At 59.3% G+C, this 24,180-nt stretch carries 17 protein-coding genes; 4 read left to right on the top strand and 13 right to left on the bottom strand.

All coding sequences use genetic code 11. From position 1 onward, the window contains the following. Positions 1 to 10 precede the first annotated feature (10 nt). The 6 genes from C6Y56_RS23640 to rplM form a co-directional block, all read right to left on the bottom strand. Positions 11 to 628 carry a glutathione S-transferase N-terminal domain-containing protein gene (locus tag C6Y56_RS23640; protein WP_011335872.1) on the bottom strand — a complete coding sequence of 206 codons (618 nt, stop codon included), beginning with the start codon at positions 626 to 628 and terminating at the stop codon, positions 11 to 13. A gap of 146 nt (positions 629 to 774) precedes the next feature. Then, positions 775 to 1,557, bottom strand: coding sequence for a cytochrome c1 (locus C6Y56_RS23645; protein WP_169431865.1), 783 nt, complete (start codon positions 1,555 to 1,557; stop codon positions 775 to 777). Further along, positions 1,557 to 2,768 carry a cytochrome b gene (locus tag C6Y56_RS23650; protein ID WP_065261493.1) on the bottom strand — a complete coding sequence of 404 codons (1,212 nt, stop codon included), beginning with the start codon at positions 2,766 to 2,768 and terminating at the stop codon, positions 1,557 to 1,559. The genes C6Y56_RS23645 and C6Y56_RS23650 overlap by 1 nt, the downstream gene beginning before the upstream one ends. Then, entirely contained in the window at positions 2,768 to 3,361 is a 594-nt protein-coding gene (petA, locus tag C6Y56_RS23655) for a ubiquinol-cytochrome c reductase iron-sulfur subunit (protein ID WP_003228055.1), read from the bottom strand. Before petA ends, C6Y56_RS23650 begins: the two co-directional genes overlap by 1 nt. A gap of 269 nt (positions 3,362 to 3,630) precedes the next feature. Further along, positions 3,631 to 4,023 (bottom strand): 30S ribosomal protein S9, encoded by a 393-nt coding sequence (rpsI, locus tag C6Y56_RS23660; RefSeq protein ID WP_007961615.1) that lies wholly within the window; start codon positions 4,021 to 4,023, stop codon positions 3,631 to 3,633. Between the two features lie 14 nt (positions 4,024 to 4,037). Further along, the gene (rplM, locus tag C6Y56_RS23665) at positions 4,038 to 4,466 is read right to left on the bottom strand and encodes a 50S ribosomal protein L13 (RefSeq protein ID WP_003228062.1); all 429 of its coding nucleotides are present in this window, start codon (positions 4,464 to 4,466) and stop codon (positions 4,038 to 4,040) included. A gap of 244 nt (positions 4,467 to 4,710) precedes the next feature. Between rplM and C6Y56_RS23670 the strand changes: the two genes are divergently transcribed. Further along, entirely contained in the window at positions 4,711 to 5,751 is a 1,041-nt protein-coding gene (locus C6Y56_RS23670; RefSeq protein WP_169431866.1) for an NADP(H)-dependent aldo-keto reductase, read from the top strand. 104 nt (positions 5,752 to 5,855) lie between these two features. On the opposite strand, the gene C6Y56_RS23675 is transcribed toward C6Y56_RS23670, so the two are convergent. Beyond that, positions 5,856 to 6,992 carry an acyl-CoA dehydrogenase family protein gene (locus tag C6Y56_RS23675; RefSeq protein ID WP_169431867.1) on the bottom strand — a complete coding sequence of 379 codons (1,137 nt, stop codon included), beginning with the start codon at positions 6,990 to 6,992 and terminating at the stop codon, positions 5,856 to 5,858. Between the two features lie 246 nt (positions 6,993 to 7,238). Between C6Y56_RS23675 and C6Y56_RS23680 the strand changes: the two genes are divergently transcribed. Then, on the top strand, positions 7,239 to 8,135 hold the full coding sequence (locus C6Y56_RS23680; RefSeq protein WP_169432702.1) for a GlxA family transcriptional regulator: 897 nt from the start codon (positions 7,239 to 7,241) through the stop codon (positions 8,133 to 8,135). A 62-nt stretch (positions 8,136 to 8,197) separates the two neighbouring features. Here C6Y56_RS23680 and zapE read toward each other — a convergent pair whose 3' ends face one another. The 3 genes from zapE to C6Y56_RS23695 form a co-directional block, all read right to left on the bottom strand. Further along, positions 8,198 to 9,292, bottom strand: a complete 1,095-nt coding sequence (zapE, locus tag C6Y56_RS23685; RefSeq protein WP_085606932.1) for a cell division protein ZapE — start codon at positions 9,290 to 9,292, stop codon at positions 8,198 to 8,200. A gap of 90 nt (positions 9,293 to 9,382) precedes the next feature. Then, complete coding sequence (locus tag C6Y56_RS23690) at positions 9,383 to 10,738, bottom strand: tryptophan--tRNA ligase (protein WP_169431868.1); 1,356 nt, start codon at positions 10,736 to 10,738, stop codon at positions 9,383 to 9,385. A gap of 24 nt (positions 10,739 to 10,762) precedes the next feature. After that, complete coding sequence (locus C6Y56_RS23695) at positions 10,763 to 11,392, bottom strand: alpha/beta hydrolase (RefSeq protein WP_169432703.1); 630 nt, start codon at positions 11,390 to 11,392, stop codon at positions 10,763 to 10,765. Between the two features lie 144 nt (positions 11,393 to 11,536). On the opposite strand from C6Y56_RS23695, the gene C6Y56_RS23700 reads away from it, so the two are divergent. Then, positions 11,537 to 11,971, top strand: a complete 435-nt coding sequence (locus C6Y56_RS23700) for a YhcB family protein (protein ID WP_039766275.1) — start codon at positions 11,537 to 11,539, stop codon at positions 11,969 to 11,971. 67 nt (positions 11,972 to 12,038) lie between these two features. Here the strand turns inward: C6Y56_RS23700 and C6Y56_RS23705 are convergent, their stop codons facing one another. Together C6Y56_RS23705 and C6Y56_RS23710 are read right to left on the bottom strand one after the other, a co-directional pair. Next, a complete protein-coding gene (locus C6Y56_RS23705) occupies positions 12,039 to 12,773 on the bottom strand; it encodes an OmpA family protein (RefSeq protein ID WP_065261680.1) in 735 nt (244 codons plus the stop codon). Positions 12,774 to 12,887: 114 nt separating this feature from the next. Next, on the bottom strand, positions 12,888 to 13,520 hold the full coding sequence (locus tag C6Y56_RS23710) for an MBL fold metallo-hydrolase (protein WP_169431869.1): 633 nt from the start codon (positions 13,518 to 13,520) through the stop codon (positions 12,888 to 12,890). A 202-nt stretch (positions 13,521 to 13,722) separates the two neighbouring features. Here C6Y56_RS23710 and C6Y56_RS29430 point away from each other — a divergent pair, with 202 nt between their 5' ends. Beyond that, positions 13,723 to 21,198 (top strand): M10 family metallopeptidase, encoded by a 7,476-nt coding sequence (locus C6Y56_RS29430; protein ID WP_283241376.1) that lies wholly within the window; start codon positions 13,723 to 13,725, stop codon positions 21,196 to 21,198. 76 nt (positions 21,199 to 21,274) lie between these two features. Here C6Y56_RS29430 and C6Y56_RS23785 read toward each other — a convergent pair whose 3' ends face one another. Further along, on the bottom strand, positions 21,275 to 24,010 hold the full coding sequence (locus C6Y56_RS23785) for a LuxR C-terminal-related transcriptional regulator (protein WP_169431870.1): 2,736 nt from the start codon (positions 24,008 to 24,010) through the stop codon (positions 21,275 to 21,277). Positions 24,011 to 24,180 lie beyond the last annotated feature (170 nt).

Below are 24,180 nucleotides of genomic sequence, written 5' to 3' on the forward strand. Positions count from 1 at the left end.
TCCTTAAGCCTTAGCGCATGTCGCGTTCGACACCAGACAGACTCGCCTGGAAAGCCTCACGCGCAAATTGACGCTCCATATAATCAAGCAGCGGCTTGGCAGGCCGCGGCAGTTCTATACCCAGAATCGGCAAACGCCAGAGTATTGGCAATAGGCAGCAATCCACCAGACTTTGTTCCTCACTGAGGAAAAACGGCTTGTCGGCGAACAGCGGCGACACACCCGTCAGGCTCTCGCGCAATTCCTTGCGCGCCACGGCACGCGCCGCTTCCTTGGTGCGCGAATCCAGAATCAGATCCACCAGACCACACCAGTCGCGCTGAATGCGGTGAATCAGCAGACGACTGTTGGCACGCGCCACCGGGTACACAGGCATCAATGGCGGATGCGGGTAACGCTCATCCAGGTATTCCATCACCACGGTCGACTCCCACAACGCCAGGTCACGATCGACCAGCGTCGGAAGACTGCCGTAAGGGTTTACTTCAATCAGTTTAGGCGGCTGGCGACCAGCCTCCACAAAAATGATTTCGGCGCTGACACCCTTCTCTGCAAGCACGATGCGCACTCGGTGGGAATAGTGGTCGGCGGGGTCGGAGTAACAGGCCAACCGATTGGTCACGCCCATGGCGATCCTCCTCGCTTGTTGAAATAGTCGGAGCCGGAAAAACGCGCGCGCCCAGAGGGCGCCTCCCGCAAAACATGGCTGACCAGGCTTTGCATTTCAGAGACGCCCTTGGGCGCGCGCGATTAACAGCAATTGCTTGAAGCGTATCAGTGCACGTCTTTCCAGTATTCACGCTTGAGCAGGTAGGCGAACACAAAGAAGAACGCCAGGTACAGCAAGACGTAAGTACCGATGCGCTGATGTTGCAGCTTAACCGGGTTAGCCGAGTAAGCCAGGAAGGTTACCAGATTCTTGACCTTCTCATCGAACTGCTCTTCGTTGAGAGTTCCGGTTTTCGGCACGATGGTCAATTGATCGCACGCCTCATGAGTCAGAGGCGTACCGGTCAGCGGATCATATTGCTTCTTGCCGTCTTCGACGATCTGTACCTGCTTGCAACCCACGACCTGACGACCTTGCAGGCCGACCAGCACGTTAGGCATGCCGACGTTCGGGAAGACCTTGTTGTTCACGCCCCAAGGACGCGCCGGATCCTCATAGAACGAACGCAGATAACCATAAAGCCAGTCGGTACCACGAACACGCGCCACCAGAGTCAGATCCGGAGGCGCTGCACCGAACCAGGTCTTGGCGTCGGCCGGCTGCATGCCGATGTTCATGTGATCGCCGATCTTGGCACCGGTGAACACCAGCTTCTCCAGCATCATTTCGTGCGGGATGCCGAGATCGTCGGCCACACGCTCATAACGCTGGAACTTGGCACTGTGGCAACCCATGCAATAGTTGGCAAAGGTGCGTGCACCATCCTGCAGGGCAGCCTTGTCGGAAACGTCGATGTCGACTTTTTCCAGTTCCGGGCCACCGTGTTCCGCAGCAAAGGACAGCACTGGCAGAGCAGCAAAAATCAGAGCAAAAAATAACTTTTTCATCAGCCAGTCACCCTTTCCGGAACCGGTTTGGTCTTCTCGAGCCTGGTGTAGAAAGGCATCAGAATGAAGTAGGCGAAATACAGGAAGGTGCAGATCTGCGACACCAGCGTGCGCTCCGGCGTCGGGGCCAGAACCCCCAGAATGCCGAGGATCACGAAGGAAATGCAGAACACCACCAGCCAGATTTTGCTCATCCAGCCTTTATAGCGCATTGACTTGACCGGACTGCGGTCGAGCCACGGCAGGACGAAAAGCACCGCAATGGCCGCACCCATGGCGATAACGCCCATGAGCTTGTCAGGAACCGCACGCAAGATCGCGTAGAACGGCGTGAAGTACCAGACCGGCGCAATATGCTCTGGCGTCTTGAACGGGTTGGCCTGCTCGAAGTTTGGTTTTTCGAGGAAGTAGCCGCCCATTTCCGGGAAGAAGAACACGATGAAGCAGAAGATAAACAGGAACACCACCACACCGACGATGTCTTTCACGGTGTAGTACGGGTGGAAAGCGATACCGTCCAGCGGCACACCGTTTTCGTCTTTGTGTTTCTTGATGTCCACGCCATCCGGGTTGTTCGAACCCACTTCGTGCAGTGCCAGAATGTGCAGCACCACCAGACCGAGGATCACGATCGGCAGAGCGACCACGTGCAGGGCGAAGAAGCGGTTCAGGGTAATTCCGGAAATCAGGTAGTCACCACGAATCCACTGAGTCAGGTCGTTGCCGATGACCGGAATCGCACCGAACAGCGAGATGATCACCTGGGCGCCCCAGTAGGACATCTGCCCCCATGGCAACAGATAACCCATGAAGGCCTCAGCCATCAGCGCCAGATAGATCAGCATGCCGAAGACCCACACCAGTTCGCGCGGTTTCTGGTACGAACCGTAAAGCAGGCCACGGAACATGTGCAGATAGACCACGATGAAGAACGCCGAAGCGCCGGTGGAGTGCAGCAAACGCAGGATCGAGCCGTACTCGACGTCTCGCATGATGTATTCGACGGAGGCGAACGCCTCTTCCGCCGACGGGGTGTAGCTCATGGTCAGCCAGACACCGGTGACGATCTGGTTGACCAGAACGAGCAGTGCCAGCGAGCCGAAGAAGTAGAAGAAGTTGAAGTTTTTTGGCGCGTAATACTTGCTGAGATGGTCTTCCCACATTTTGGTGGCGGGGAAGCGCGCATCAACCCAATCCATGAACTTGCTCATCACGCTTTCTCCGTATCGACGCCAATGACAATCAGATCATCGGTCTCATAGGAATGCGGGGGTACTGGCAGGTTCAAAGGCGCAGGTTGCGACTTGTAGACGCGGCCAGCCAGATCGTAGTGGGAACCGTGGCAAGGGCAGAAATAGCCACCTACCCAGTCTTTGCCCAGATCCGCGGGTGCCACTTCGGGACGGAAGGTCGGTGAGCAACCCAGGTGAGTGCAGATCCCGATCAGCAGCAGGATTTCCGGCTTGATCGAACGCACCTCAGGGTCGACATAGGTGGGTTGCGTGGAGTTTTTGGAGGTCGGATCGGAGAGCTGGCCCTCGATCTTCTTGAGATTCCCCAGGATTTCCGCAGTACGGCGAACAATGAATACCGGCTGGCCGCGCCATTCAGCAATCATCTGCTGTCCGGGCTCGATTTTGCTGACATTCACTTTCACCGGTGCGCCGGCAGCCTTCGCCTTGGCACTGGGAAACCATGACCCCACGAACGGGACCGCAGCCCCCACCGCTCCTGCAGCACCCACCACGGATGTGGCCGCTACCAAGAAGCGACGCCGGCCTGCATTCACGCCGTCATTGCTCATTCAGTCCTCTCCCATCAGCTTTGTGGCCTGTTAAATCAGGCATCTACTAAATATGAAACAATGTACTTATAAAAATTTTGCCGAATGGTAATGAAAACCCCCAATTCTGACAAGGTAATTACCCGGAGGGCTGGCCCTCAAGCCTTGTAGTATAGGGGGTCTACGAATGTGGCAAGTTGTCACAGCGCAATTATTCAAGAAATCGCACGCATAAAAAAACGCCCGGTTCCGTGAGGAATCGGGCGTTCTTTTTGAACGTGGAAGCGGAATTAACGCTTCGAGTACTGCGGACGCTTACGCGCTTTACGCAGACCAACTTTCTTACGTTCAACTTCACGGGCGTCGCGGGTAACGAAACCAGCTTTGCGCAGAGCGCTACGCAGGGTTTCGTCGTAGTCCATCAGAGCGCGAGTGATACCGTGGCGGATTGCGCCAGCCTGACCACTTACACCACCGCCGATCACGGTGACGTAGATGTCGAACTTCTCGACAGTCTCGGTCAGTTCCAGCGGCTGACGAACTACCATGCGGGCAGTTTCGCGGCCGAAGAACGAATCCAGCGAACGGTTGTTGATGGAGATGTTACCAGTACCCGGACGCAGGAAAACGCGTGCGGTTGCGGTCTTGCGACGGCCAGTGCCGTAATTTTGAGTCGCCGACATAATGAACTATTCCGTTAAATCTTCAGTTCTTGGGGCTGCTGAGCAGTATGAGGGTGTGCAGCGCCCGCATAGACTTTCAGCTTACGGTACATGTCGCGACCCAGTGGGTTCTTAGGCAGCATGCCTTTAACCGCGGTCTCGATCACGCGCTCAGGGGCCTTGGCGATCAGCTTTTCAAAGTTGATCGACTTGATGCCGCCCGGGAAACCGGAGTGGGAGTAGTACATTTTGTCAGTGGTTTTAGCACCGGTAACACGGATCTGCTCAGCGTTGATTACGACGATGTAGTCGCCGGTGTCAACGTGAGGAGTGTACTCAGGCTTGTGCTTGCCACGCAGACGGCTCGCGATTTCGGTGGCCAGACGACCCAGGGTCTGACCAGCAGCGTCGACGACAAACCAGTCGCGCTTTACTGTTTCCGGTTTAGCAGTAAAAGTTTTCATTCTTTATAGCCTCAGGGGCCGCCTGTAAATAAGACGGCGGATCTTACTGAATAGTGCGTACTTTGACAAGTCAAAGGCAGCCGGATACAGACGCTTTCGGGGGCTCGGGTCGGCGCGTCCGTTCAACGGCAAGATTCTTCGGCGGCGGGGCATCACTTCCACTGCAGAAAGAGGTCGGCAATTATGCAGATTGCGAAAAAAATTTCAACCTGCTTTTATGCTTGTTTTGCCCAAGGAGCACCCGATGGACTATCGCCAGCTAGGCCGTACCGACCTGAACGTGAGCGCAATCTGCCTTGGCACCATGACCTGGGGCGAGCAAAACACTGAAGCTGAAGCCTTCGCCCAGATTGAACGGGCCAAGGGCGCCGGGATCAACTTCATCGACACCGCCGAGATGTATCCGGTGCCGCCGAAAGCCGAAACCTACGCCACCACCGAGCGTTACATCGGCAATTACTTCAAGAGCCGGGGCGACCGCGCCGACTGGATCCTCGCCAGCAAGATCGCCGGCCCCGGCAACACCATCGACTACATCCGCGACAAAAACCTGCGCCACAACCGCCAGCACATTACCGAAGCAGTGGACGCCAGCCTCAAGCGTCTGCAGACCGATTACATCGACCTGTACCAACTGCACTGGCCGGAGCGCAGCACCAACTTTTTCGGACAGCTGGGCTACAAGCACAAGATCGAAGCCAACCTCACCCCGCTCGAAGACACCCTCGAAGCACTCGACGAGCAAGTGAAGGCCGGCAAGATCCGCCACATTGGCCTGTCCAACGAAACCCCGTGGGGCACCATGCGTTTCCTCGCCCTGGCCGAAGCCCGTGGCTGGCCGCGCGCGGTATCGATCCAGAACCCGTACAACCTGCTCAACCGCAGCTTCGAAGTCGGTCTGGCGGAGATCGCCATTCGCGAACAGTGCGGCCTGCTCGCCTATTCGCCGCTGGCATTCGGTTTCCTGTCGGGCAAGTACGAAGGTGGCGCCCGTCCGCCAAAAGGTCGCCTGAGCCTCTACAGCCGCTTCAGCCGCTACTTCAACCCGCAATCGGAAGCGGCGTGCAGCCGTTACGTGGCGCTCGCCCGGAAACATGGCCTGGATCCGGCGCAAATGGCGCTGGCCTTCGTCAATCAGCAACCGTTCGTCACCAGCAACATCATTGGTGCGACGACGCTGGAGCAACTGGACAGCAATATCGCCAGTTACGAGCTGAAACTGTCGAAGGAAGTGCTGGAAGGGATCGAAGCGATTCACAAAGATCATCCGAACCCGGCACCGTGATCAGCCGCTAAAAGCTTCGCGAGCAGGCTCGCTCCCACAGGTACAGCGTGATCCTTGTGGAAGCGAGCCTGCTCGCGAAGGGGCCAGTCAATTCACTGCGAAATTCATAGCGACCGCGCAATGATCTCCTTCATGATTTCATTGGTGCCGGCATAGATTCGCTGCACCCGCGCATCCGCCCATGCCCGGGCCACCGGGTACTCCCACATGAAACCGTAGCCGCCATGCAACTGCACGCACTCGTCGAGCACCTTGCATTGCAGGTCGGTGCCCCAATACTTGGCCATCGCCGCCGTCGGCACATCCAGCTTGCCCTGAAGATGCAGCTCCAGACAGCGATCGACGAACACCCGGCCGATCTGTATCTCGGTGGCCATTTCCGCCAGTTTGAAGCGCGTGTTCTGGAAGTCGGCAATTGCCTTGCCGAACGCCTTGCGATCACGGGTGTAATCCAGCGTCCACTGCAGCGCCGCCTCGGCCGAAGCCAACCCGCCAATGGCGACTGTCAGACGCTCCTGCGGCAATTCCTGCATCAGATAGGCAAACCCGGCCCCGGCCTGACCCAACAGGTTTTCCTTCGGCACTCGCACGTCCTGAAAGAACAGTTCCGAGGTGTCCTGAGCCTTCATTCCGACCTTCTCCAGGCGCTTGCCCTTGTCGAAGCCCGGCGTGTTCGCCTCCACCAGAAACAGGCTGGTGCCCTTTGCCCCGGCCTTGGGATCGGTCTTGGCCACGACAATCACCAGATCAGCCAGAAAGCCATTGGTGATGAAGGTTTTCGAGCCGTTGATCACATACTCGTCACCGTCCAGCACAGCGGTAGTCTTGACCCCCTGCAAATCGGAACCGGCACCCGGCTCGGTCATGGCGATGGCACTGACCATCTCGCCGGACACCAGTTTCGGCAGGTATTTGCGCTTCAGCGCCTCGCTGCCGTAATGCAGGATGTACGGCGCAACGATGTCCGAGTGCAGCGAGAAGCCGATGCCGGTCAGGCCCAGTCGCCCCACCTCCTCGATGACCACAGCGCTGTACAGGAAGTCCGCCCCCAACCCACCGTATTCCTCCGGCAGGTGTGAGCAGAGCATCCCCGCCTCCCCCGCCTTGTTCCAGAGTTTTCGGTCGATGTAGCCCTGTTTTTCCCACTGAGCATGAAACGGCACCGCCTCTTTTTCGAGGAATGTTCTTACGCTGTCGCGGAACAATTCGTGCTCGGAGCTGAACAGGGTTCTGGGGATCATGCGACACCTTTTCTTTATTCTTGAAGGGATCAGACCTTCAGAGACTAAGCCTCGCTACCGATACAGGACACTGGACACATCCGACAAAAAATAAGACGATCCAGCCGTCTGGTGACCACTTTCCCTTATAAAAACAAAAGTTGAATTATGTCCAAGCAAGTCTCCACGCCCTTGCGGCGCGTCAGCATCCTGGCGATCGACCGGGTTTTCGCTTCCACCCTCATGCAAGCCAAGGATTTCTTCCATCTGGCCAGCCTGCGTTACGGCAAACAACTGGGCCACGGCCTGACTCCGGCGTTCGAAACCCGCCTGGTCAGCCCCGACGGCAAACCGGTGAACAGCTTCAGTGACGTGATCATGCCGGTGGACGGCGGCCTGGAAAACGCCGACGTCATCATCCTTCCAGCCTTCTGGGACGATTTCGATACGCTGTGTCGGCGTTATCCACAGATTCTGCCGTGGCTGCGCGAGCAGCATGCCCGAGGTGCGGTGCTATGCGGCGAGGCCACCGGGGTGTTCTGGCTGGCCGAGGCCGGCTTGCTCAACGGCAAGGAAGCGACCACCTACTGGCGCTTCTTCAACGCCTTCGCCGAGCGTTTCCCGCAGGTCTATCTCAATCAGGACAAGCACCTGACCGACGCCGACAACCTGTACTGCGCCGGCGGCACCACTTCGGCCTGCGACCTCTATATCTATCTGATCGAACGCTTCTGTGGTGCCAATGTGGCGCAAGCCGTGGCCCGCGACATTCTTTATGAAGTGCAGCGCAGCTACTCACCGGGCCGCATTGGTTTCGGCGGCCAGAAGCTGCACCAGGACGTGATCATCCTGCAGATCCAGCACTGGCTCGAAGAGCATTTCGCCGACAAGTTCCGCTTCGAAGATGTGGCCCGCGAGCACGGCATGAGCATCCGCAACTTCATGCGCCGCTTCCAGACCGCCACCGGTGACAAGCCGCTGCACTACCTGCAACGGCTGCGCATCGAAACGGCCAAAGGCTTGCTCTCCGGCAGTCGCAAAAGCATCAAGACCATCAGTTACGAAGTCGGTTACGACGATGCGAGCTTCTTCGCACGGTTGTTCCGCCAGCACACCGAATTGTCACCGAACCAGTACCGGCAGCAGTTCCAGCAAGCTGCATGACGATTCGACCAGACACAAAAAAGGGCCTGCATCTGCAGGCCCTTTTTGTTTGCCGAATCCGCTCAGGGCTTGTGTGCCCGGGACAGGAACTCGTGGGATTGCATCTCCAGCAGACGGCTGAGGGTGCGCTGGAATTCGAACGTCAGGCGCCCGCCGGTGTACAGGTCTTTCAACTCGACTTCGGCAGAAATGATCAGCTTGACGTTACGGTCGTAGAACTCGTCGACCATGTTGATGAAGCGACGGGCGATGTCGTCGGTGGTGACACTCATCTGCTCCACGCCACTGAGCAGCACGGCGTGGAAGATCTTGCCCAGCTCGATGTAGTCGTTCTGGCTGCGCGGGCCGTCGCACAGTTCGCGGAAGTCGAACCAGGCCACGTCATCGCAGGTGCGCAGAGCGCGGATTTCGCGGTTTTCGATGATCAGTACATCGTTTTCCACGGCAGCTGTGCACTCAGGCGTCAGCGCACGGAAGCTCTTGCGCAGGCTTTCGTGGGCGGCTTCGTCGAGCGGGAAGTGGAACAGCTCCGCTTGTTCGAGGTGGCGCAGACGGTAGTCGACGCCGCTGTCGACGTTGACGATCTCGGTGTTCTGCTTGATCAGCGCGATGGCCGGCAGGAAGCGCGCGCGTTGCAGGCCGTCCTTGTACAGACCGTCCGGCACGATGTTCGACGTGGCGACCAGGGTCACGCCATTCTTGAACAGCTCTTCCATCAGCGTGCCGAGGATCATGGCGTCGGTGATGTCGGAAACAAAGAATTCATCGAAGCAGATGACCCGCGACTCCGTCGCAAAACGTTTGGCGATGATGGTCAGCGGGTTTTTCTCGCCGCCGAGGGTTTTCATCTCTTCGTGCACGCGCTTCATGAAGCGGTGGAAGTGAGTGCGGGTCTTTTCCTTGAATGGCAGGGCTTCGAAGAAGGTATCCACCAGGTAAGTCTTGCCGCGACCCACGCCGCCCCAGAAGTACAGGCCCTTGACCGGCGTCTGATCCTTTTTGCCAAACAGCTTGCCCAGCAAACCCGGCTTGTTCTGCTCGGCCGCGATCAGATCGTCGTACAGGCGCTGCAAGTGACGCACGGCAGTTTCCTGCGCCGCGTCATGGAAGAAGTCCGGGCGTTTCAGATCAGCTTGATATCGTTCTAGGGGCGTCATAATTCGTTAGCAAGGCAACAAAAACGGGCCGTCACTGTAGCGATGGCCCGTGGGAATGGCAATCGGCCCTTGGTCGGGCCGGCCCGTTGATTATTCCTGCGCGGGTGTCAGAGCGATCCGCAGAGCCTCGACGGCCGCGTCCCGCGCAGCCACGTCGGCGAACGCCGGGCTGTCGCCGACACACTCGCCTTCCAGCCAGACACTGAAACTCAAGTCTTCGCTGCGTACATCCAGTGCCTGACCCGATTGCAGCTGCTTGGTCACCTGACCGGCGGTCTTGCCGTCGGCAAAGTTGCGCGACAGCAGCAATTGCTCGCCATCGGCGGCCAGCAGACGGAAACGGAAGCTGCCGTCGTCTTCGCGGAAGCTGACGAAACGCGCGGCTTTCGCAGCTTTCTTCTTGGTGGTCGCGGCCACCTGAACCTGATTGACGAACGAACGCAGGCCGACCGCTTCGCGCAACTCGTTGAGAAACGGCGTCGCCACTGCACGGGCCTTTTTGGCCCCGTGTTGCAGGATGTCTTCCAGGTCCGCCGGGCGTTCGATCAACTGGTGATAACGCTCGCGGGACTCGCCCAGTTCGTTGTCGAGCAACTGGAACAGACGGTTCTTCGCCTCCCCCCAGCCCAGACCGCCCAGCAGCTCGCTGCGGAACTCGTCGGCCTGCGCCGGCGTGGCGAACGCCTGGAACAGGGTGAACAGGTGCGAGTTGTCCGGATCCTTGGCTTCGCCCGGTGCACGGGAGTCGGTAACGATCCGCGAGATCGCGTCCTTCATTTCCTTGGCGCTGGAGAACAGCGGAATGGTGTTGTCGTAGCTCTTGGACATCTTGCGACCGTCCAGGCCCGGCAATGTGGCCACGCTTTCCTCGATCAGCGCTTCGGGCATGGTGAAAAACTCCTTGCCCTGGCCAAACAGGTGGTTGAAGCGCTGGCCGATGTCGCGGGCCATTTCCACGTGCTGGATCTGGTCGCGCCCGACCGGCACCTTGTGCGCGTTGAACATCAGAATGTCCGCCGCCATCAGCACCGGGTAGCTGTACAGGCCCATGGTGATGCCGGCATCCGGGTCTTCGCCGGACTCGACGTTCTTATCCACCGAAGCCTTGTAGGCATGGGCGCGGTTGAGCAGGCCCTTGGCGGCAACGCAAGTCAGCAGCCAGGTCAGCTCGGGGATTTCCGGGATGTCGGACTGGCGGTAGAAAGTCACGCGATCCACATCCAGGCCACCGGCCAGCCAGGTCGCGGCGATTTCCAGGCGCGAGCGCTGAATGCGCAGCGGGTCATCGCACTTGATCAGGGCGTGATAGTCGGCCAGGAAGTAGAACGAATCGGCGTTCGTGTCACGGCTGGCGACGATCGCCGGGCGGATGGCACCGGCGTAGTTGCCCAGGTGCGGGGTGCCGGTGGTGGTGATGCCGGTGAGGATGCGGGTACGGTTCGTCATGGGTAATCGCTTGTCAGACTGCAATCAATTCGAGAGACGCGGCAGGATCAGATCCTTGAGATCGGTCAGCTTGCCATGAAAAAAGTGTCCGCATTCTGCCACTTTCAGCAGCTCATGGGGGCGCTGGAGTTTGTCGGACCAGTCGTAGACCAGTTGCGGATCGATCACTTCGTCGGTTTCCGGCTGGATGACAGTCAGCTCACCCTGCTGCGGCAGTTGATCCTGATCGCCCAGACGCATCACCGCCGGCGCCACCATGAACAGATGTTTGAGGTGCAAACCCTGCTCTTCGAGACGACCGCCGAGACTTGCTGCAACAAATCCACCGAAGGAGAAACCGAACAGGGTCAGCGGCAGATCCGGGTGTTTTTCCCGAAGCCACGCGGCGGCGGCCTGGGCGTCATCGACTTCACCGCTGCCCATGTCATGGGAGCCTTCGCTGGCACCGACGCCGCGGTAGTTGAAGCGCAAGGTAATCAGGCCCGCGTCGCGGGCGGTGCGCTGCAGGGTCGAGACGACCTTGTTGAGCATGGTGCCGCCCTGCACCGGATTGGGGTGGCAGATCAGCGCGATGCCGCGTGGCTGCTCATTCTCCAGATACAGACTCTCTAATTGACCCACCGGGCCATCAATCACTACAGGGGTTTCACGCATCAGCAAGGAAGGAACTCCGTGACCTCGAATCGGGTCGACTCGTCTAGCAAATTGTCTGTGCCAATCTATTGCGAGTGAATCGCGGTATACAGCGCAGGTTCGAGCCGTTAACGTAAAGCAAAGCCGTTTATAGAGGAAGGACTCGTGGAACACTCGCTCTTAGTTTGGTTGTTACCGACTCTTGCCCTGGTTGTGGGTGTCGCCATTGGTTTCCTGATCGCACGCGTTGCGCCGAATGCCGCGCCCAGCCGCACACAGCGTCAACTGGACGACATTCAGGAACGTTTCGACAGTTATCAGAATGAAGTGGTGACCCACTTCAACAGCACCGCCAACCTGGTCAAGAAGCTGACCCAGAGTTACCAGGAAGTGCAGGATCACCTCGCCGAGGGCGCCAATCGCCTGGCCCTGGACGAACAGACCCGTCAGCGTCTGCTGGCCTCTCTGCACTCCGAAGCGGCACAGGCTCCACGGGAGCGCCTGACGCCACCACGGGATCAGGAACCGCCGCGTGACTACGCGCCGAAGACCCCGAACTCGCCCGGCATGCTCGATGAGCATTACGGTCTGAAGAAGTAATCAGTCTTCGCACCAACAAAAAGCCCCCGGACAATCACTTGTCCGGGGGCTTTTTTGTACCTGACGGTTACGGATACTGCTGAACCGTACCCGGCTGTTGCTGTTGACCACCGTACTGCTGACCCGGGATCGCCTTCAGGTTGACCTCGACGCGGCGGTTCTGTGCCCGGCCGTTGACGTCACCGTTGCTGGCAATCGGATTATCCGGACCGGCACCGCGGGCGCTCAGGTTGGCACCGCTGACGCCTTGCGAGGTCAGGTAAGTGGCCACGCTCTGTGCACGACGCTGGGACAGGTCCATGTTGTGCTGACGGCTGCCGGTGCTGTCGGTGTAGCCGACGATTTCGATCTGGTTCTGGTTGAACTCTTTCAGGGAGTTGGCCAGGTTGTTCAGCGGTTGATAGAAGCTTGGCGCGATGTTCGCCGAATCGGTGGCGAAGGTGATGTTGCCCGGCATGATCAGTTTGATCTGGTCACCCTGACGCTGCACCTCGACGCCGGTGTTGGCCATGCTGGCGCGCAGTTTCTTCTCCTGCTGGTCGGCGTAATAGCCGTAACCGGCAGCGGAAGCACCGACGACAGCAGCACCAATCAAGGCGCCCTTGCCGCGGTTGTTGTGGTCGATGGCGGCACCGGCCAGCGCACCGGCCAGTGCACCGAGGCCACCGTACTTGGCGGTTTTGCTCATGCCCTGAGAGCCACCGTCGGCCTGACCCTGATTGTCATATGGGTTGGGCGAGGCGCAGCCGGACAGTACGGCTACGGCAGTAGCGACAATAATCAAACGACGCGTGGTGAACATGGAGAGCTCCTACATTTTGCATTCTGTGGTGCAGCGGCCATTGGCAATCGGCCCGTGCGGGCGTTGGATCATGACAATGCACAAAAATTCCGCCGGGCACCCGTGACAAAATGTTTAGGCACGCACAAACGGGTTCTCGCGCATTTCATCCCCCAGTCGCGTATCCGGACCATGCCCGGCCACGACGGTCGCATCTTCATCCAGGGTATACAGCCGCTGCCTGATCGATCGCACGATGGTCGCCTGATCGCCGCCCCACAAATCCGTGCGCCCTACTCCGCGCCGGAACAACGTGTCGCCGGCAATCAACAGCTTAGCCTCGGAAAACCAAAAGCTCATGGAACCGGGTGTATGCCCCGGCGTGTGCAGCGCCACGCCACAGCCACAGGCCAGCTCCTCATCGTCGGACAGCCAGCGATCAGGCGCCGGAACCGGGGTGTATGGCACACCGAACATCTGGCACTGCATCTCCAGGTTGTCCCACAGGAACTGATCCTCTTTATGCAGGTGCAGGGTTGCACCGGTTTTTTCCTTCATCTGCCCGGAGGCCAGAAAATGATCGAGATGGGCATGGGTGTGGATGATGCTGACCACCTTCAGGCCCAGCGCATCAAGGCGCGCCATGATCAGATCGGGATTGCCGCCCGGATCGACGACGATGGCTTTTTTCGTGATCGGGTCGCCGATGCACTGCAACGGGCCGACGGGGAAGGTTTCGCGAATCAGAGCGGGCTTGTCGACGGTCATGGAAAATCCTGGACGAACGGCAGTGGGTATTGTTTCAGAATTCTACTTCACAGGCCGATACAGATCGCCCGGTCAGTTATTTGGCGTCAGCGATCAGAAAATGATGGCTCATTGATGTCAAGCGCACTGTTTCTGGTGCAAAATCGCATTTTTTTGTAGCGGTCGCATTCAGGAAGGGCCGCAGCGCACTCAGGAAATTCGCATGCCTAGCCCAACTGGTTATACCGTAAGCCTTTATTCCAAACTCACCGGCAATAAAGCAGTCGACAGCCTGCTGTCGGGAACCTACTGGGCAGGCGTCAATTGGCCCTTCGACGGTCCGACCAAGCTGACCTACAGCTTTATCGAGCCCGGGACATCCTATTTCGCGACCAACTACAGCGCGGACAACGAATACCAATCCATCTATTCCCTGACCGGCTATCAGAAGAACGGCATCACTGCGGCACTTGCCACCTGGAGTGCCGTGGCCAACATCAGCTTTACCGAGACCACCGACGACATTTCCAATGTCGGTGACCTGCGGTTCGGCGGTTACGGCTTGATGGGCAATCAGGCCGCTGCCTGGGCCTATACCCCCTCCACCGCGCCGCGCGGCGGGGATGTCTGGATTGGCGAGCCGACCACCGACTACCCGATCAAGGGTACCTATGACTACATGACCTACATCCACGAGATCGGTCATGCCCTGGGCCTCAAGCACCCGTTTTCCGCCAGCGCGACGAACACCACCCTCCTCGACCCGTCGCTGGACGATGTCCGCTATACGGTCATGAGCTACAACAACAGCTATTCGTCCCAGCCGACGACGCCGATGGTGCTGGACATTCTCGCCATCCAGGCGCTGTACGGCGCCAACATGAACTGGCAGACCGGCGACAACGTCTACTCGTGGCAGGCCTACCGGCCGGTATTCGAAACCATCTGGGATGCCGGCGGCAACGACACGATCGATGCCAGCTCCCAAGGCAATGGCGTCACCCTCGACCTGAACGAAGGGGCCTACAGCAGCCTGGGTCTGTATCTCGAGCACCACGCCGACGGCACTGTCTATTCGTTCAACAGTGGCCTGGCGATTGCCTTTGGCGCCAAGATCGAAAACGCCACCGGCTCCACCTTCGACGACATCCTGTACGGCAATGCCCTGGACAACGTCCTCAATGGCAATACCGGCAAAGACTACATGTACGGGGGCGCCGGCAACGATATCTATGTGGTCGACAATGTCGGTGATGTGGTCATCGAAACCAGCACCGTGGCTGACGAAATCGACACCGTTCGCGCATCGGTCAGCTACACCCTGAGCAGCAACCTCGAGAATCTCCAGCTCACTGGAAATGCCAGCGTCAATGCCGTGGGCAACAACCAGAACAACGTGCTGACCGGTAACGCCGGCAGTAACGTACTCGACGGTATGGGAGGTCTGGACACAATGATTGGCGGCGCCGGCAACGACGCCTATGTGCTTGACCAATCTGGCGAACTGAACCTGATCAAGGAAAACGCCAACGAAGGTAGCGACACGCTGATCCTCGCCTACGACGTGCAAGGCAACACGCTGATCGACCTGAACAGCAGCACGCTGAGCAATTTCGAGCACGTCACTCTCAAAGGTGTCGGCGCATTCGACGTGCTGGGCAACGCGCAGGACAATTACCTGTTCGGCAACGCCTCTGCCAACACTCTCCAGGGCGGCGCAGGCAATGACTTGCTCGACGGCGGCGTCGGCAACGACACACTGATCGGTGGCACGGGTAATGACACCTATGTCATCGACAGCCTGCAGGACTCGGTGATCGAACAGGCCAACGAAGGCCGGGATCTGGTTCGCACCTCCGTCACCTACACCCTCGGCGCCAACCTCGAGGAAGGTGAACTGGTGGGCAACGCTGCACTGAACCTGACCGGCAATGAACTGAACAACGTTCTGACCGGCAACTCGGGTGACAACCTCATTGATGGCGGACTCGGTGCCGACAGCCTGATCGGCGGCCTGGGCAACGACACCTACATCGTCGACAACCTCGGTGACACCATTACCGAAACCAGCACCCTGGCCAGCGAAATCGACGCGGTGTGGAGCTGGTTCAGCTGGACCCTCGGCGCCAACCTGGAAAACCTGTTCCTCGCAGGCCCGGCCAATCTCAATGGCACAGGCAACGAACTGGCCAACTACATGATCGGCAACTCTGGCGCCAACGTCCTCGACGGCGGTCTGGGCGCTGACAAACTGATCGGTGGGCTGGGCAACGACACCTACATCGTCGACAACCTCGGCGATACCATCACCGAAACCAGCACCCTGGCCGGTGAAATCGACACCGTGCGCTCATCCGTGGACTGGCGCCTGGGCGCCAACCTGGAAAACCTGGTGCTGACCGGCAACGCTATCAATGGTACCGGCAACGAGCTGAACAACAGCCTGACCGGCAACGCCGCAGCCAACACTCTGGACGGCGGCCTCGGCGCCGACACCATGATCGGTGGCGACGGCAGCGACACCTACTATGTCGACAACGTCGGCGACGTTGTCATCGAGACCGATGCTTCGCTGACCGCACTCGACCGGGTGTTCTCATCCATCGACTACACCCTCGTTGCCAACGTCGAGAACCTGACCCTCATGGGTTCAGCCAACCTCAACGGCACCGGCAACTCGGTCAACAACACCCTGACCGGCAACGCTGGCGCCAACATCCTTGACGGTGGCCTGGGCGCCGACAGCCTGATCGGCGGCCTGGGCAGCGACACCTACATCGTCGACAACCTCGGTGACACCATTACCGAAACCAGCACCCTGGCCAGCGAAATCGACGCGGTGTGGAGCTGGGTCAACTGGACTCTGGGCGCCAACCTGGAAAACCTGTTCCTCGCAGGCACCGCCAATCTCAATGGTGTCGGCAACGGCCTGAACAACTATCTGATCGGCAACAGCGGCAACAACGTACTCAGCGGCGGTGCCGGCGACGACACCCTCGACGGTGGCATCGGTGCCGATGCCATGGTCGGAGGCGACGGCAACGACAGCTATTACGTCGACAACGTTGGCGATCTGGTGATCGAAACCGATACCTCGCCAAACGCCATTGACCGCGTATTCTCGTCCATCAACTACACCCTAGGCGCCAATCTCGAGAATCTCACGCTCCTCGGTTCCGCCAACCTCAACGGCACCGGTAATGCGGCCAATAACGTGCTCACCGGTAACGAGGGTGCCAACATCCTCGACGGTGGACTGGGCGCTGACAAACTGATCGGCGGGCTCGGCAATGACACCTACATCGTCGACAACCTCGGCGACACGGTCACCGAAACCAGCACCCTGGCCGGTGAAGTCGATACCGTGCGCTCATCCGTGGACTGGCGCCTGGGCGCCAACCTGGAAAACCTGGTGCTGACCGGCAACGCCGTCAATGGTACCGGCAACGAGCTGAACAACAGCCTGACCGGCAACGCCGCAGCCAACACCCTGGACGGCGGCCTCGGCGCCGACACCATGATCGGTGGCGACGGCAGCGACACCTACTATGTCGACAACGTCGGCGACATCGTCATCGAGACCGATGCTTCGCTGACCGCACTCGACCGGGTGTTCTCGTCCATCGACTACACCCTCGTTGCCAACGTCGAGAACCTGACCCTCATGGGTTCGGCCAACCTCAACGGCACCGGCAACTCGGTCAACAACACCCTGACCGGCAACGCTGGCGCCAACATCCTTGACGGTGGCCTGGGCGCCGACAGCCTGATCGGCGGTCTGGGCAACGACACCTACATTGTCGACAACCTCGGTGACACCATCACCGAAACCAGCACCCTGGCCGGCGAGATCGATTCCGTGTGGAGCTGGACCAACTGGACTCTGGGCGCCAACCTGGAAAACCTGTTCCTCGCAGGCACCGCCAATCTCAATGGTGTCGGCAACGGCCTGAACAACTATCTGATCGGCAACAGCGGCAACAACGTACTCAGCGGCGGTGCCGGCGACGACACCCTCGACGGTGGCATCGGTGCCGATGCCATGGTCGGAGGCGACGGCAACGACAGCTATTACGTCGACAACGTTGGCGATCTGGTGATCGAAACCGATACCTCGCCAAACGCCATTGACCGCGTATTCTCGTCCATCAACTACACCCTAGGCACCAATCTCGAGAATCTCACGCTCCTCGGTTCCGCCAACCTCAACGGCACCGGTAATGCGGCCAATAACGTGCTCACCGGTAACGAGGGTGCCAACATCCTCGACGGTGGACTGGGCGCCGACAAACTGATCGGCGGGCTCGGCAATGACACTTACATCGTCGACAACCTCGGCGATACAGTCACCGAAACCAGCACTCTGGCCGGTGAAATCGATACCGTGCGCTCATCCGTGGACTGGCGCCTGGGCGCCAACCTGGAAAACCTGGTGCTGACCGGCAACGCTATCAATGGTACCGGCAACGAGCTGAACAACAGCCTGACCGGCAACGCCGCAGCCAACACCCTGGACGGCGGCCTCGGCGCCGACACCATGATCGGTGGCGACGGCAGCGACACCTATTACGTCGACAACGTCGGCGACATCGTCATCGAGACCGACGCTTCGCTGACCGCACTCGACCGGGTATTCTCATCCATCGACTACACCCTCGTTGCCAACGTCGAGAACCTGACCCTCATGGGTTCGGCCAACCTCAACGGCACCGGCAACTCGGTCAACAACACCCTGACCGGCAATTCGGGTGACAACCTCATTGATGGCGGACTCGGTGCCGACAGCCTGATCGGCGGCCTGGGCAACGACACCTACATCGTCGACAACCTCGGTGACACCATTACCGAAACCAGCACCCTGGCCAGCGAAATCGACGCGGTGTGGAGCTGGGTCAACTGGACCCTCGGCGCCAACCTGGAAAACCTGTTCCTCGCAGGCCCGGCCAATCTCAATGGCACAGGCAACGAACTGGCCAACTACATGATCGGCAACTCTGGCGCCAACGTCCTCGACGGCGGTCTGGGCGCTGACAAACTGATCGGTGGGCTGGGCAACGACACCTACATCGTCGACAACCTCGGCGATACAGTCACCGAAACCAGCACCCTGGCCGGTGAAATCGACACCGTGCGCTCATCCGTGGACTGGCGCCTGGGCGCCAACCTGGAAAACCTGGTGCTGACCGGCAACGCTATCAATGGTACCGGCAACGAGCTGAACAACAGCCTGACCGGCAACGCCGCAGCCAACACCCTGGACGGCGGCCTCGGCGCCGACACCATGATCGGTGGCGACGGCAGCGACACCTACTATGTCGACAACGTCGGCGACATCGTCATCGAGACCGACGCTTCGCTGACCGCACTCGACCGGGTGTTCTCGTCCATCGACTACACCCTCGTTGCCAACGTCGAGAACCTGACCCTCATGGGTTCGGCCAACCTCAACGGCACCGGCAACTCGGTCAACAACACCCTGACCGGCAACGCTGGCGCCAACATCCTTGACGGTGGCCTGGGCGCCGACAGCCTGATCGGCGGCCTGGGCAGCGACACCTACATCGTCGACAATCTCGGCGATACCATCACCGAAACCAGCACCCTGGCCGGCGAGATCGATTCCGTGTGGAGCTGGGTCAACTGGACTCTGGGCGCCAACCTGGAAAACCTGTTCCTCGCAGGCACCGCCAATCTCAATGGTGTCGGCAACGGCCTGAACAACTATCTGATCGGCAACAGCGGCAACAACGTACTCAGCGGCGGTGCCGGCGACGACACCCTCGACGGTGGCATCGGTGCCGATGCCATGGTCGGAGGCGACGGCAACGACAGCTATTACGTCGACAACGTTGGCGATCTGGTAATCGAAACCGATACCTCGCCAAACGCCATTGACCGCGTATTCTCGTCCATCAACTACACCCTAGGCGCCAATCTCGAGAATCTCACGCTCCTCGGTTCCGCCAACCTCAACGGCACCGGTAATGCGGCCAATAACGTGATCACCGGTAACGAGGGTGCCAACGTCCTCGATGGCGGTCTCGGGTCGGACACCCTGATCGGCGGGCTGGGCAATGACACCTACATCGTCGACGGCATCGACGACATCATTCGCGAAACCAGTACCCTGGCCGGTGAAATCGACACCGTGCGCGCTTCAGTCGACTGGACGCTAGGCGCCAACCTGGAAAACCTGGTGCTGACTGGCAATGCGATGAGGGGCACCGGCAACGATCTGAACAACGTGCTGATCGGCAACAGTGAAAACAACACGCTGAACGGTGGGGCCGGTGACGACATTCTCGACGGAGGACTGGGCCAGGACCTGATGAGAGGCGGCGCCGGTTCGGACACCTACTACGTGGATGACGACTTTGACTTTGTCATGGACATGGGCGGTTCGGCCAGCGACGTCGATCAGGTGATCTCGACGATCAGCTATACCCTTGTCGGTGGTATCGAGAACCTGACCCTGGCAGGAACCGCCAACCTGAACGGCACCGGCAATGATCAAGACAACGTGATCAATGGCAACGCCGCTAACAACACGCTCGACGGCGGTGCCGGTGTCGATACCCTGATCGGTGGTGCCGGTGATGACATCTACATTGTGGATAATTCTCAGGACGTTGTGATCGAACAGATCGGCGAGGGTCACGACCTGATCCGAACCAATACCAGCTACACCCTTTCAGCCAACATCGAAGACCTGACGATGATCGGTGACGCCAATTCGGTGTTGACCGGCAACGCATTGAACAACGTGATCAGGGGCAATTCCGCGACCAACAACATCGACGGCGGTCTGGGCGCGGACACCATGATCGGCGGCGGCGGCCACGACACCTACATCGTGGACAACATCAACGATATCGTGATTGAACTTGCCGATGAAGGTATCGACACCGTCAACATCAGTGTCGACTACACGCTGACGGCCAACGTCGAAGACGGCCAGATGCTTGGCAACGCCAACCTGAACCTGACCGGCAATGCCTTGGATAACGTCTTGCACGGCAACAGCGGCAACAACATCCTGTCGGGTGGGCTCGGTGCCGATCGCATGATCGGCGAGGGCGGCGACGATATCTATATCGTCGATAACGTCAATGATCTCGTCTTTGAATCGCCACTCAATGGCGGCCACGACCTGATTCAGACCTGGGTCGACTACGGCCTTTCGGACAACGTCGAAGACGGCGTATTGCTCGGCAATGCGGACCTCACCCTGAGCGGCAACAATCTCGATAACGTCCTCACCGGCAACTCCGGCAATAACACACTCATGGGCTTTGGCGGCACCAACCAACTGTTCGGCGCAGAAGGTAACGACACACTGTTCGGTGGGTGGGGAAGCAACACACTGACCGGTGGTACTGGGTCCGACACGTTTACCTTCAATAACTGGATCACCTTGGGACCGGAAATGGGCATGGGCCCGGCCGACTCACAGAACATCATTACCGATTTCAGCGCGCTTGATGGTGACAAGATCGACTTCTCCGGCTACGACATGGATCCGCTGACCCTCGGTGTACAGCACATGACTTTCATCGGTTCCAATGAGTTCACCGGTGCCGGTCAACTGCGTTTCGTGGATCAGGTGCTTCTCGGCAACGTAAGCGGTGACCTCGGCGCTGACTTCCAGGTGCAACTGCTGGGTGTCCATACTCTCAGCGCGAACGATGTGCTGGTCTGACCCCTTGGATCCTTGAACGGACAGATAGACACAAATGAAAACACCCCGCCTTGGCGGGGTGTTTTTTTAACTGTCTCTAGGACAACAGACCCAGCTCTTTGGCCCGGGCCACTGCCTGTGTTCGTCGCTCGACACCCAGCTTGCTGTTGATATGGCTGGCGTGGGTCTTCACGGTATGCAACGAAATGAACAGTTGCTCGCTGATCTCCTGATTCGAACAGCCCTGGGCGATCAGCCGTAACACGGCCAACTCGCGACTGCTGAGTTGTTCGGTCGCGGCCTGTTCCAGGACCGGGCGAGCCATCGGTTGTGGAAGAAGCTCAAGCAGTTGCTGACTGACGGCAGCCGGGGTGCTCGTTACCAACTGCCCACGCAACCAGTCCGGGTGCTGACTGACGAGCGCGCCGAACGGCTGCACGACCCCACCCGCCGCAGACTCCAGCGCCAGACTCAATGCCTTGCGCGCTTCCGGCTCCCTTCCATCCGCCAGCAACAATGCCACTTTCTGCGTCAGCGCCATCACGCTGAGCAATTGGCGGCCGGTCTGCTGGCCATTTTCATGCAGCACATTCAAACGCCCTTCGGCGAGCATCGGATGCCCCTGAATCACATCGAGCAGCGCCTGTTGCAGTTCAACATGCAAGGGCAATTGCGGATGAAATTCAGGAGGTGCGGCGGCACGTTCTCCGGTGTAGGTCTGCCCCAGTCGGGCCAACCACGCCTCGGCCAGATCGGTACGCCCCTGGGCAAGCCAGAGTTCGCATTTGACCAGGGTGATCATTGCCAGGTAGTAGATCGGCGGAACATCCCAGATGTGCATCAATCGTTCGGCTTCGGCGAGTTCGGCGAACGCCTTGGCAAATTCGCCACCACTGCCGTCCAGGCGAGCGACCACGCAGTGGCCGATCAAGACGCTGATATCACGACACGCGCGCGCCTCACCGATCCCGATCAACAGCCGCGCACGCGCGGCCTGCGGCTGCAAACGCATGGCCAACAGAAAACCTTCATACAGCGTCAGCCGTGCGCGTACCGCGTACAGACGCTGTGGAGACAAACCGCGCAAGCGTTCCAGCCCCTGATGCACTTCATCCAGCGCGCGCAGGATTTCGCCGCGTGACTGCAATACTCGAGCGCGGTCGTAATGCGCCAACGCTTCGAACAACGGATTGCCGACCCGCTGCGCCAGCTCAAGAGACTCGCGATTCAACCCCCGTGCACGCCACAGATCGCCGTCGGCAATCGCCAGGTTGGACAGTGTCGAAAGACACATCAAACGCTGGCCATAACGTTTGGCCGGCAGGCTTTCCAGCGCTTCGCTGCAATACTTCAGCGTCAATTCGCGATGACCGCGACCTCGCGCGATGATGCCGCTGAGTGCCAGCCATTGGGCCAGCATCGATTTCTGTGCAGTGGCCGAAGGCGCCGGCAGAAAACGGCTCAGGTGGCTGGCAAGTTCTTCGGCGGCATCCAGTTGGCAGGCCAGCCCCAGCGCCCAGCTGTACAGCACGATCAGACGCGGCGTGCTGATCAGCAGGCTGTCGGGCAGGTCCATTTTCCAGCGCAGCAGCATGCCGACGTTCTGCTCGGCCAGCAGTTGTTCCTCGGACAGGTTCTGCACCAGGTTCGCCGCGACATCGAGATGTCCGGCACGCAACGCCTGCTCCACCGCCTCATCGAGCAAGCCCTGTGCATTGAACCAGCGACAGGCGCGCAGATGCAGCGTGGCGGTCGGCACCACGGCTTGAGCCACCGGCCGGCTGCGCAACAGATCGGAAAACAGATGGTGATAACGATACCAGTGACCATGCTCGTCGAGCGGCACCAGAAACACTTGGTGAGCCGAGAGAAAACGCAGGATTTCAGCACTGTCATGGGCATCGCGCACCGCGTTGCACAACTCGCTGCAAAAGCGCTCCTGCGGGGCGGTTTCATAGAGAAAGGCCTGAACCTCGGCGGGCAGGCAGTCGATGACCTCTTCCAGCAGGTAATCGCGAATCAGCCCTTCCCCGCCGTTCAGTGCTTGAGGCAAGGCCATGTCACTGCCTGCCTCGGCAGCGGCCAGCAACCAGAAACGCAGCCCGGCCACCCAGCCTTCGCTACGTTGAATCAGGTTTTCAAGGGCTTCGCCGCGCAGCGAGCTGCTGTGACGATCAAGCAGGGCCAGGGCTTCGTCGTGGGTCAGTCGCAAATCCTGTTCATGCAGTTCGAGCAATTGTCGCGACAGGCGCAGACGAGCCAGATGCCAGTCCGGCCGCTGGCGGCTGGTAACCATGACCAGCAAGCCATCGGGCAGGTGATTGAGGAAAAATTGCAGGCAGCGGTCAAGTACCGGTCCTTGGGCGAGGTGGTAATCGTCCAGCACCAATAACAGCGGCGAGGTCGGTTGCAGGTGCAATGCCAGCTCATCGAGCAAACCGTCGAGCCATTCTTCGAAGGCGAACGGCTGATGACGCTGGCGCATTTTCAACAGGCCGAGTGCGCGGCTGCCAAGTTCCGGGAAGTAGTCCTGCAGGCCTTCGAGCAGGCGCTCGAGAAAGCGCCCCGGATCACTGTCCCGGGCGCTCAGTCCCAGCCACAGACTTTGCCAATGACCCGGCAGGCTTTGACAGAACTCCACGGCCAGCGAACTCTTGCCAAACCCGGCCGGGGCGCAGACCAGCAACAGACGTCCACCGAGCCCGGCTCGCAGGCGCTCGCAAAGGCGTGGTCGCAAGACGTATCCGTCCGGCAGCGGAGGACGGAAAAAACGTCCGTCCAGTGCCGCGACGGCAACGCTTGCGGGACCCGGAAGTGGGGACAGATCAGTCATGGCCGGCTCTTGTTCGAATGGCTGTTGGCGGCGTAGCAGATGTCCGCAGACTAGCCTTAAACGAAGAGGGATTGAAGGTTATTGCAACAAATGACTACAAAAAGACTACAAGCAAACATGTCGAACTTCAGTGACAGATCTCCCGGATCCAGCTCCGATGTCGGAGGCGT

It is taken from the genome of Pseudomonas fluorescens (assembly GCF_012974785.1).
In the GTDB taxonomy this organism is placed as follows: Bacteria; Pseudomonadota; Gammaproteobacteria; order Pseudomonadales; family Pseudomonadaceae; genus Aquipseudomonas; species Aquipseudomonas fluorescens_BT.

Coding starts and splice junctions, on each gene's coding strand:
- C6Y56_RS23785 (WP_169431870.1), bottom strand. CDS start 24,010: ATGACTGATCTGTCCCCACTTCCGGGTCCCGCAAGCGTTGCCGTCGCG.
- C6Y56_RS23675 (WP_169431867.1), bottom strand. CDS start 6,992: ATGATCCCCAGAACCCTGTTCAGCTCCGAGCACGAATTGTTCCGCGAC.
- C6Y56_RS23650 (WP_065261493.1), bottom strand. CDS start 2,768: ATGAGCAAGTTCATGGATTGGGTTGATGCGCGCTTCCCCGCCACCAAA.
- C6Y56_RS23645 (WP_169431865.1), bottom strand. CDS start 1,557: ATGAAAAAGTTATTTTTTGCTCTGATTTTTGCTGCTCTGCCAGTGCTG.
- C6Y56_RS23670 (WP_169431866.1), top strand. CDS start 4,711: ATGGACTATCGCCAGCTAGGCCGTACCGACCTGAACGTGAGCGCAATC.
- petA (WP_003228055.1), bottom strand. CDS start 3,361: ATGAGCAATGACGGCGTGAATGCAGGCCGGCGTCGCTTCTTGGTAGCG.
- C6Y56_RS23695 (WP_169432703.1), bottom strand. CDS start 11,392: ATGCGTGAAACCCCTGTAGTGATTGATGGCCCGGTGGGTCAATTAGAG.
- C6Y56_RS23710 (WP_169431869.1), bottom strand. CDS start 13,520: ATGACCGTCGACAAGCCCGCTCTGATTCGCGAAACCTTCCCCGTCGGC.
- C6Y56_RS29430 (WP_283241376.1), top strand. CDS start 13,723: ATGCCTAGCCCAACTGGTTATACCGTAAGCCTTTATTCCAAACTCACC.
- C6Y56_RS23705 (WP_065261680.1), bottom strand. CDS start 12,773: ATGTTCACCACGCGTCGTTTGATTATTGTCGCTACTGCCGTAGCCGTA.
- rplM (WP_003228062.1), bottom strand. CDS start 4,466: ATGAAAACTTTTACTGCTAAACCGGAAACAGTAAAGCGCGACTGGTTT.
- C6Y56_RS23640 (WP_011335872.1), bottom strand. CDS start 628: ATGGGCGTGACCAATCGGTTGGCCTGTTACTCCGACCCCGCCGACCAC.
- C6Y56_RS23690 (WP_169431868.1), bottom strand. CDS start 10,738: ATGACGAACCGTACCCGCATCCTCACCGGCATCACCACCACCGGCACC.
- rpsI (WP_007961615.1), bottom strand. CDS start 4,023: ATGTCGGCGACTCAAAATTACGGCACTGGCCGTCGCAAGACCGCAACC.
- zapE (WP_085606932.1), bottom strand. CDS start 9,292: ATGACGCCCCTAGAACGATATCAAGCTGATCTGAAACGCCCGGACTTC.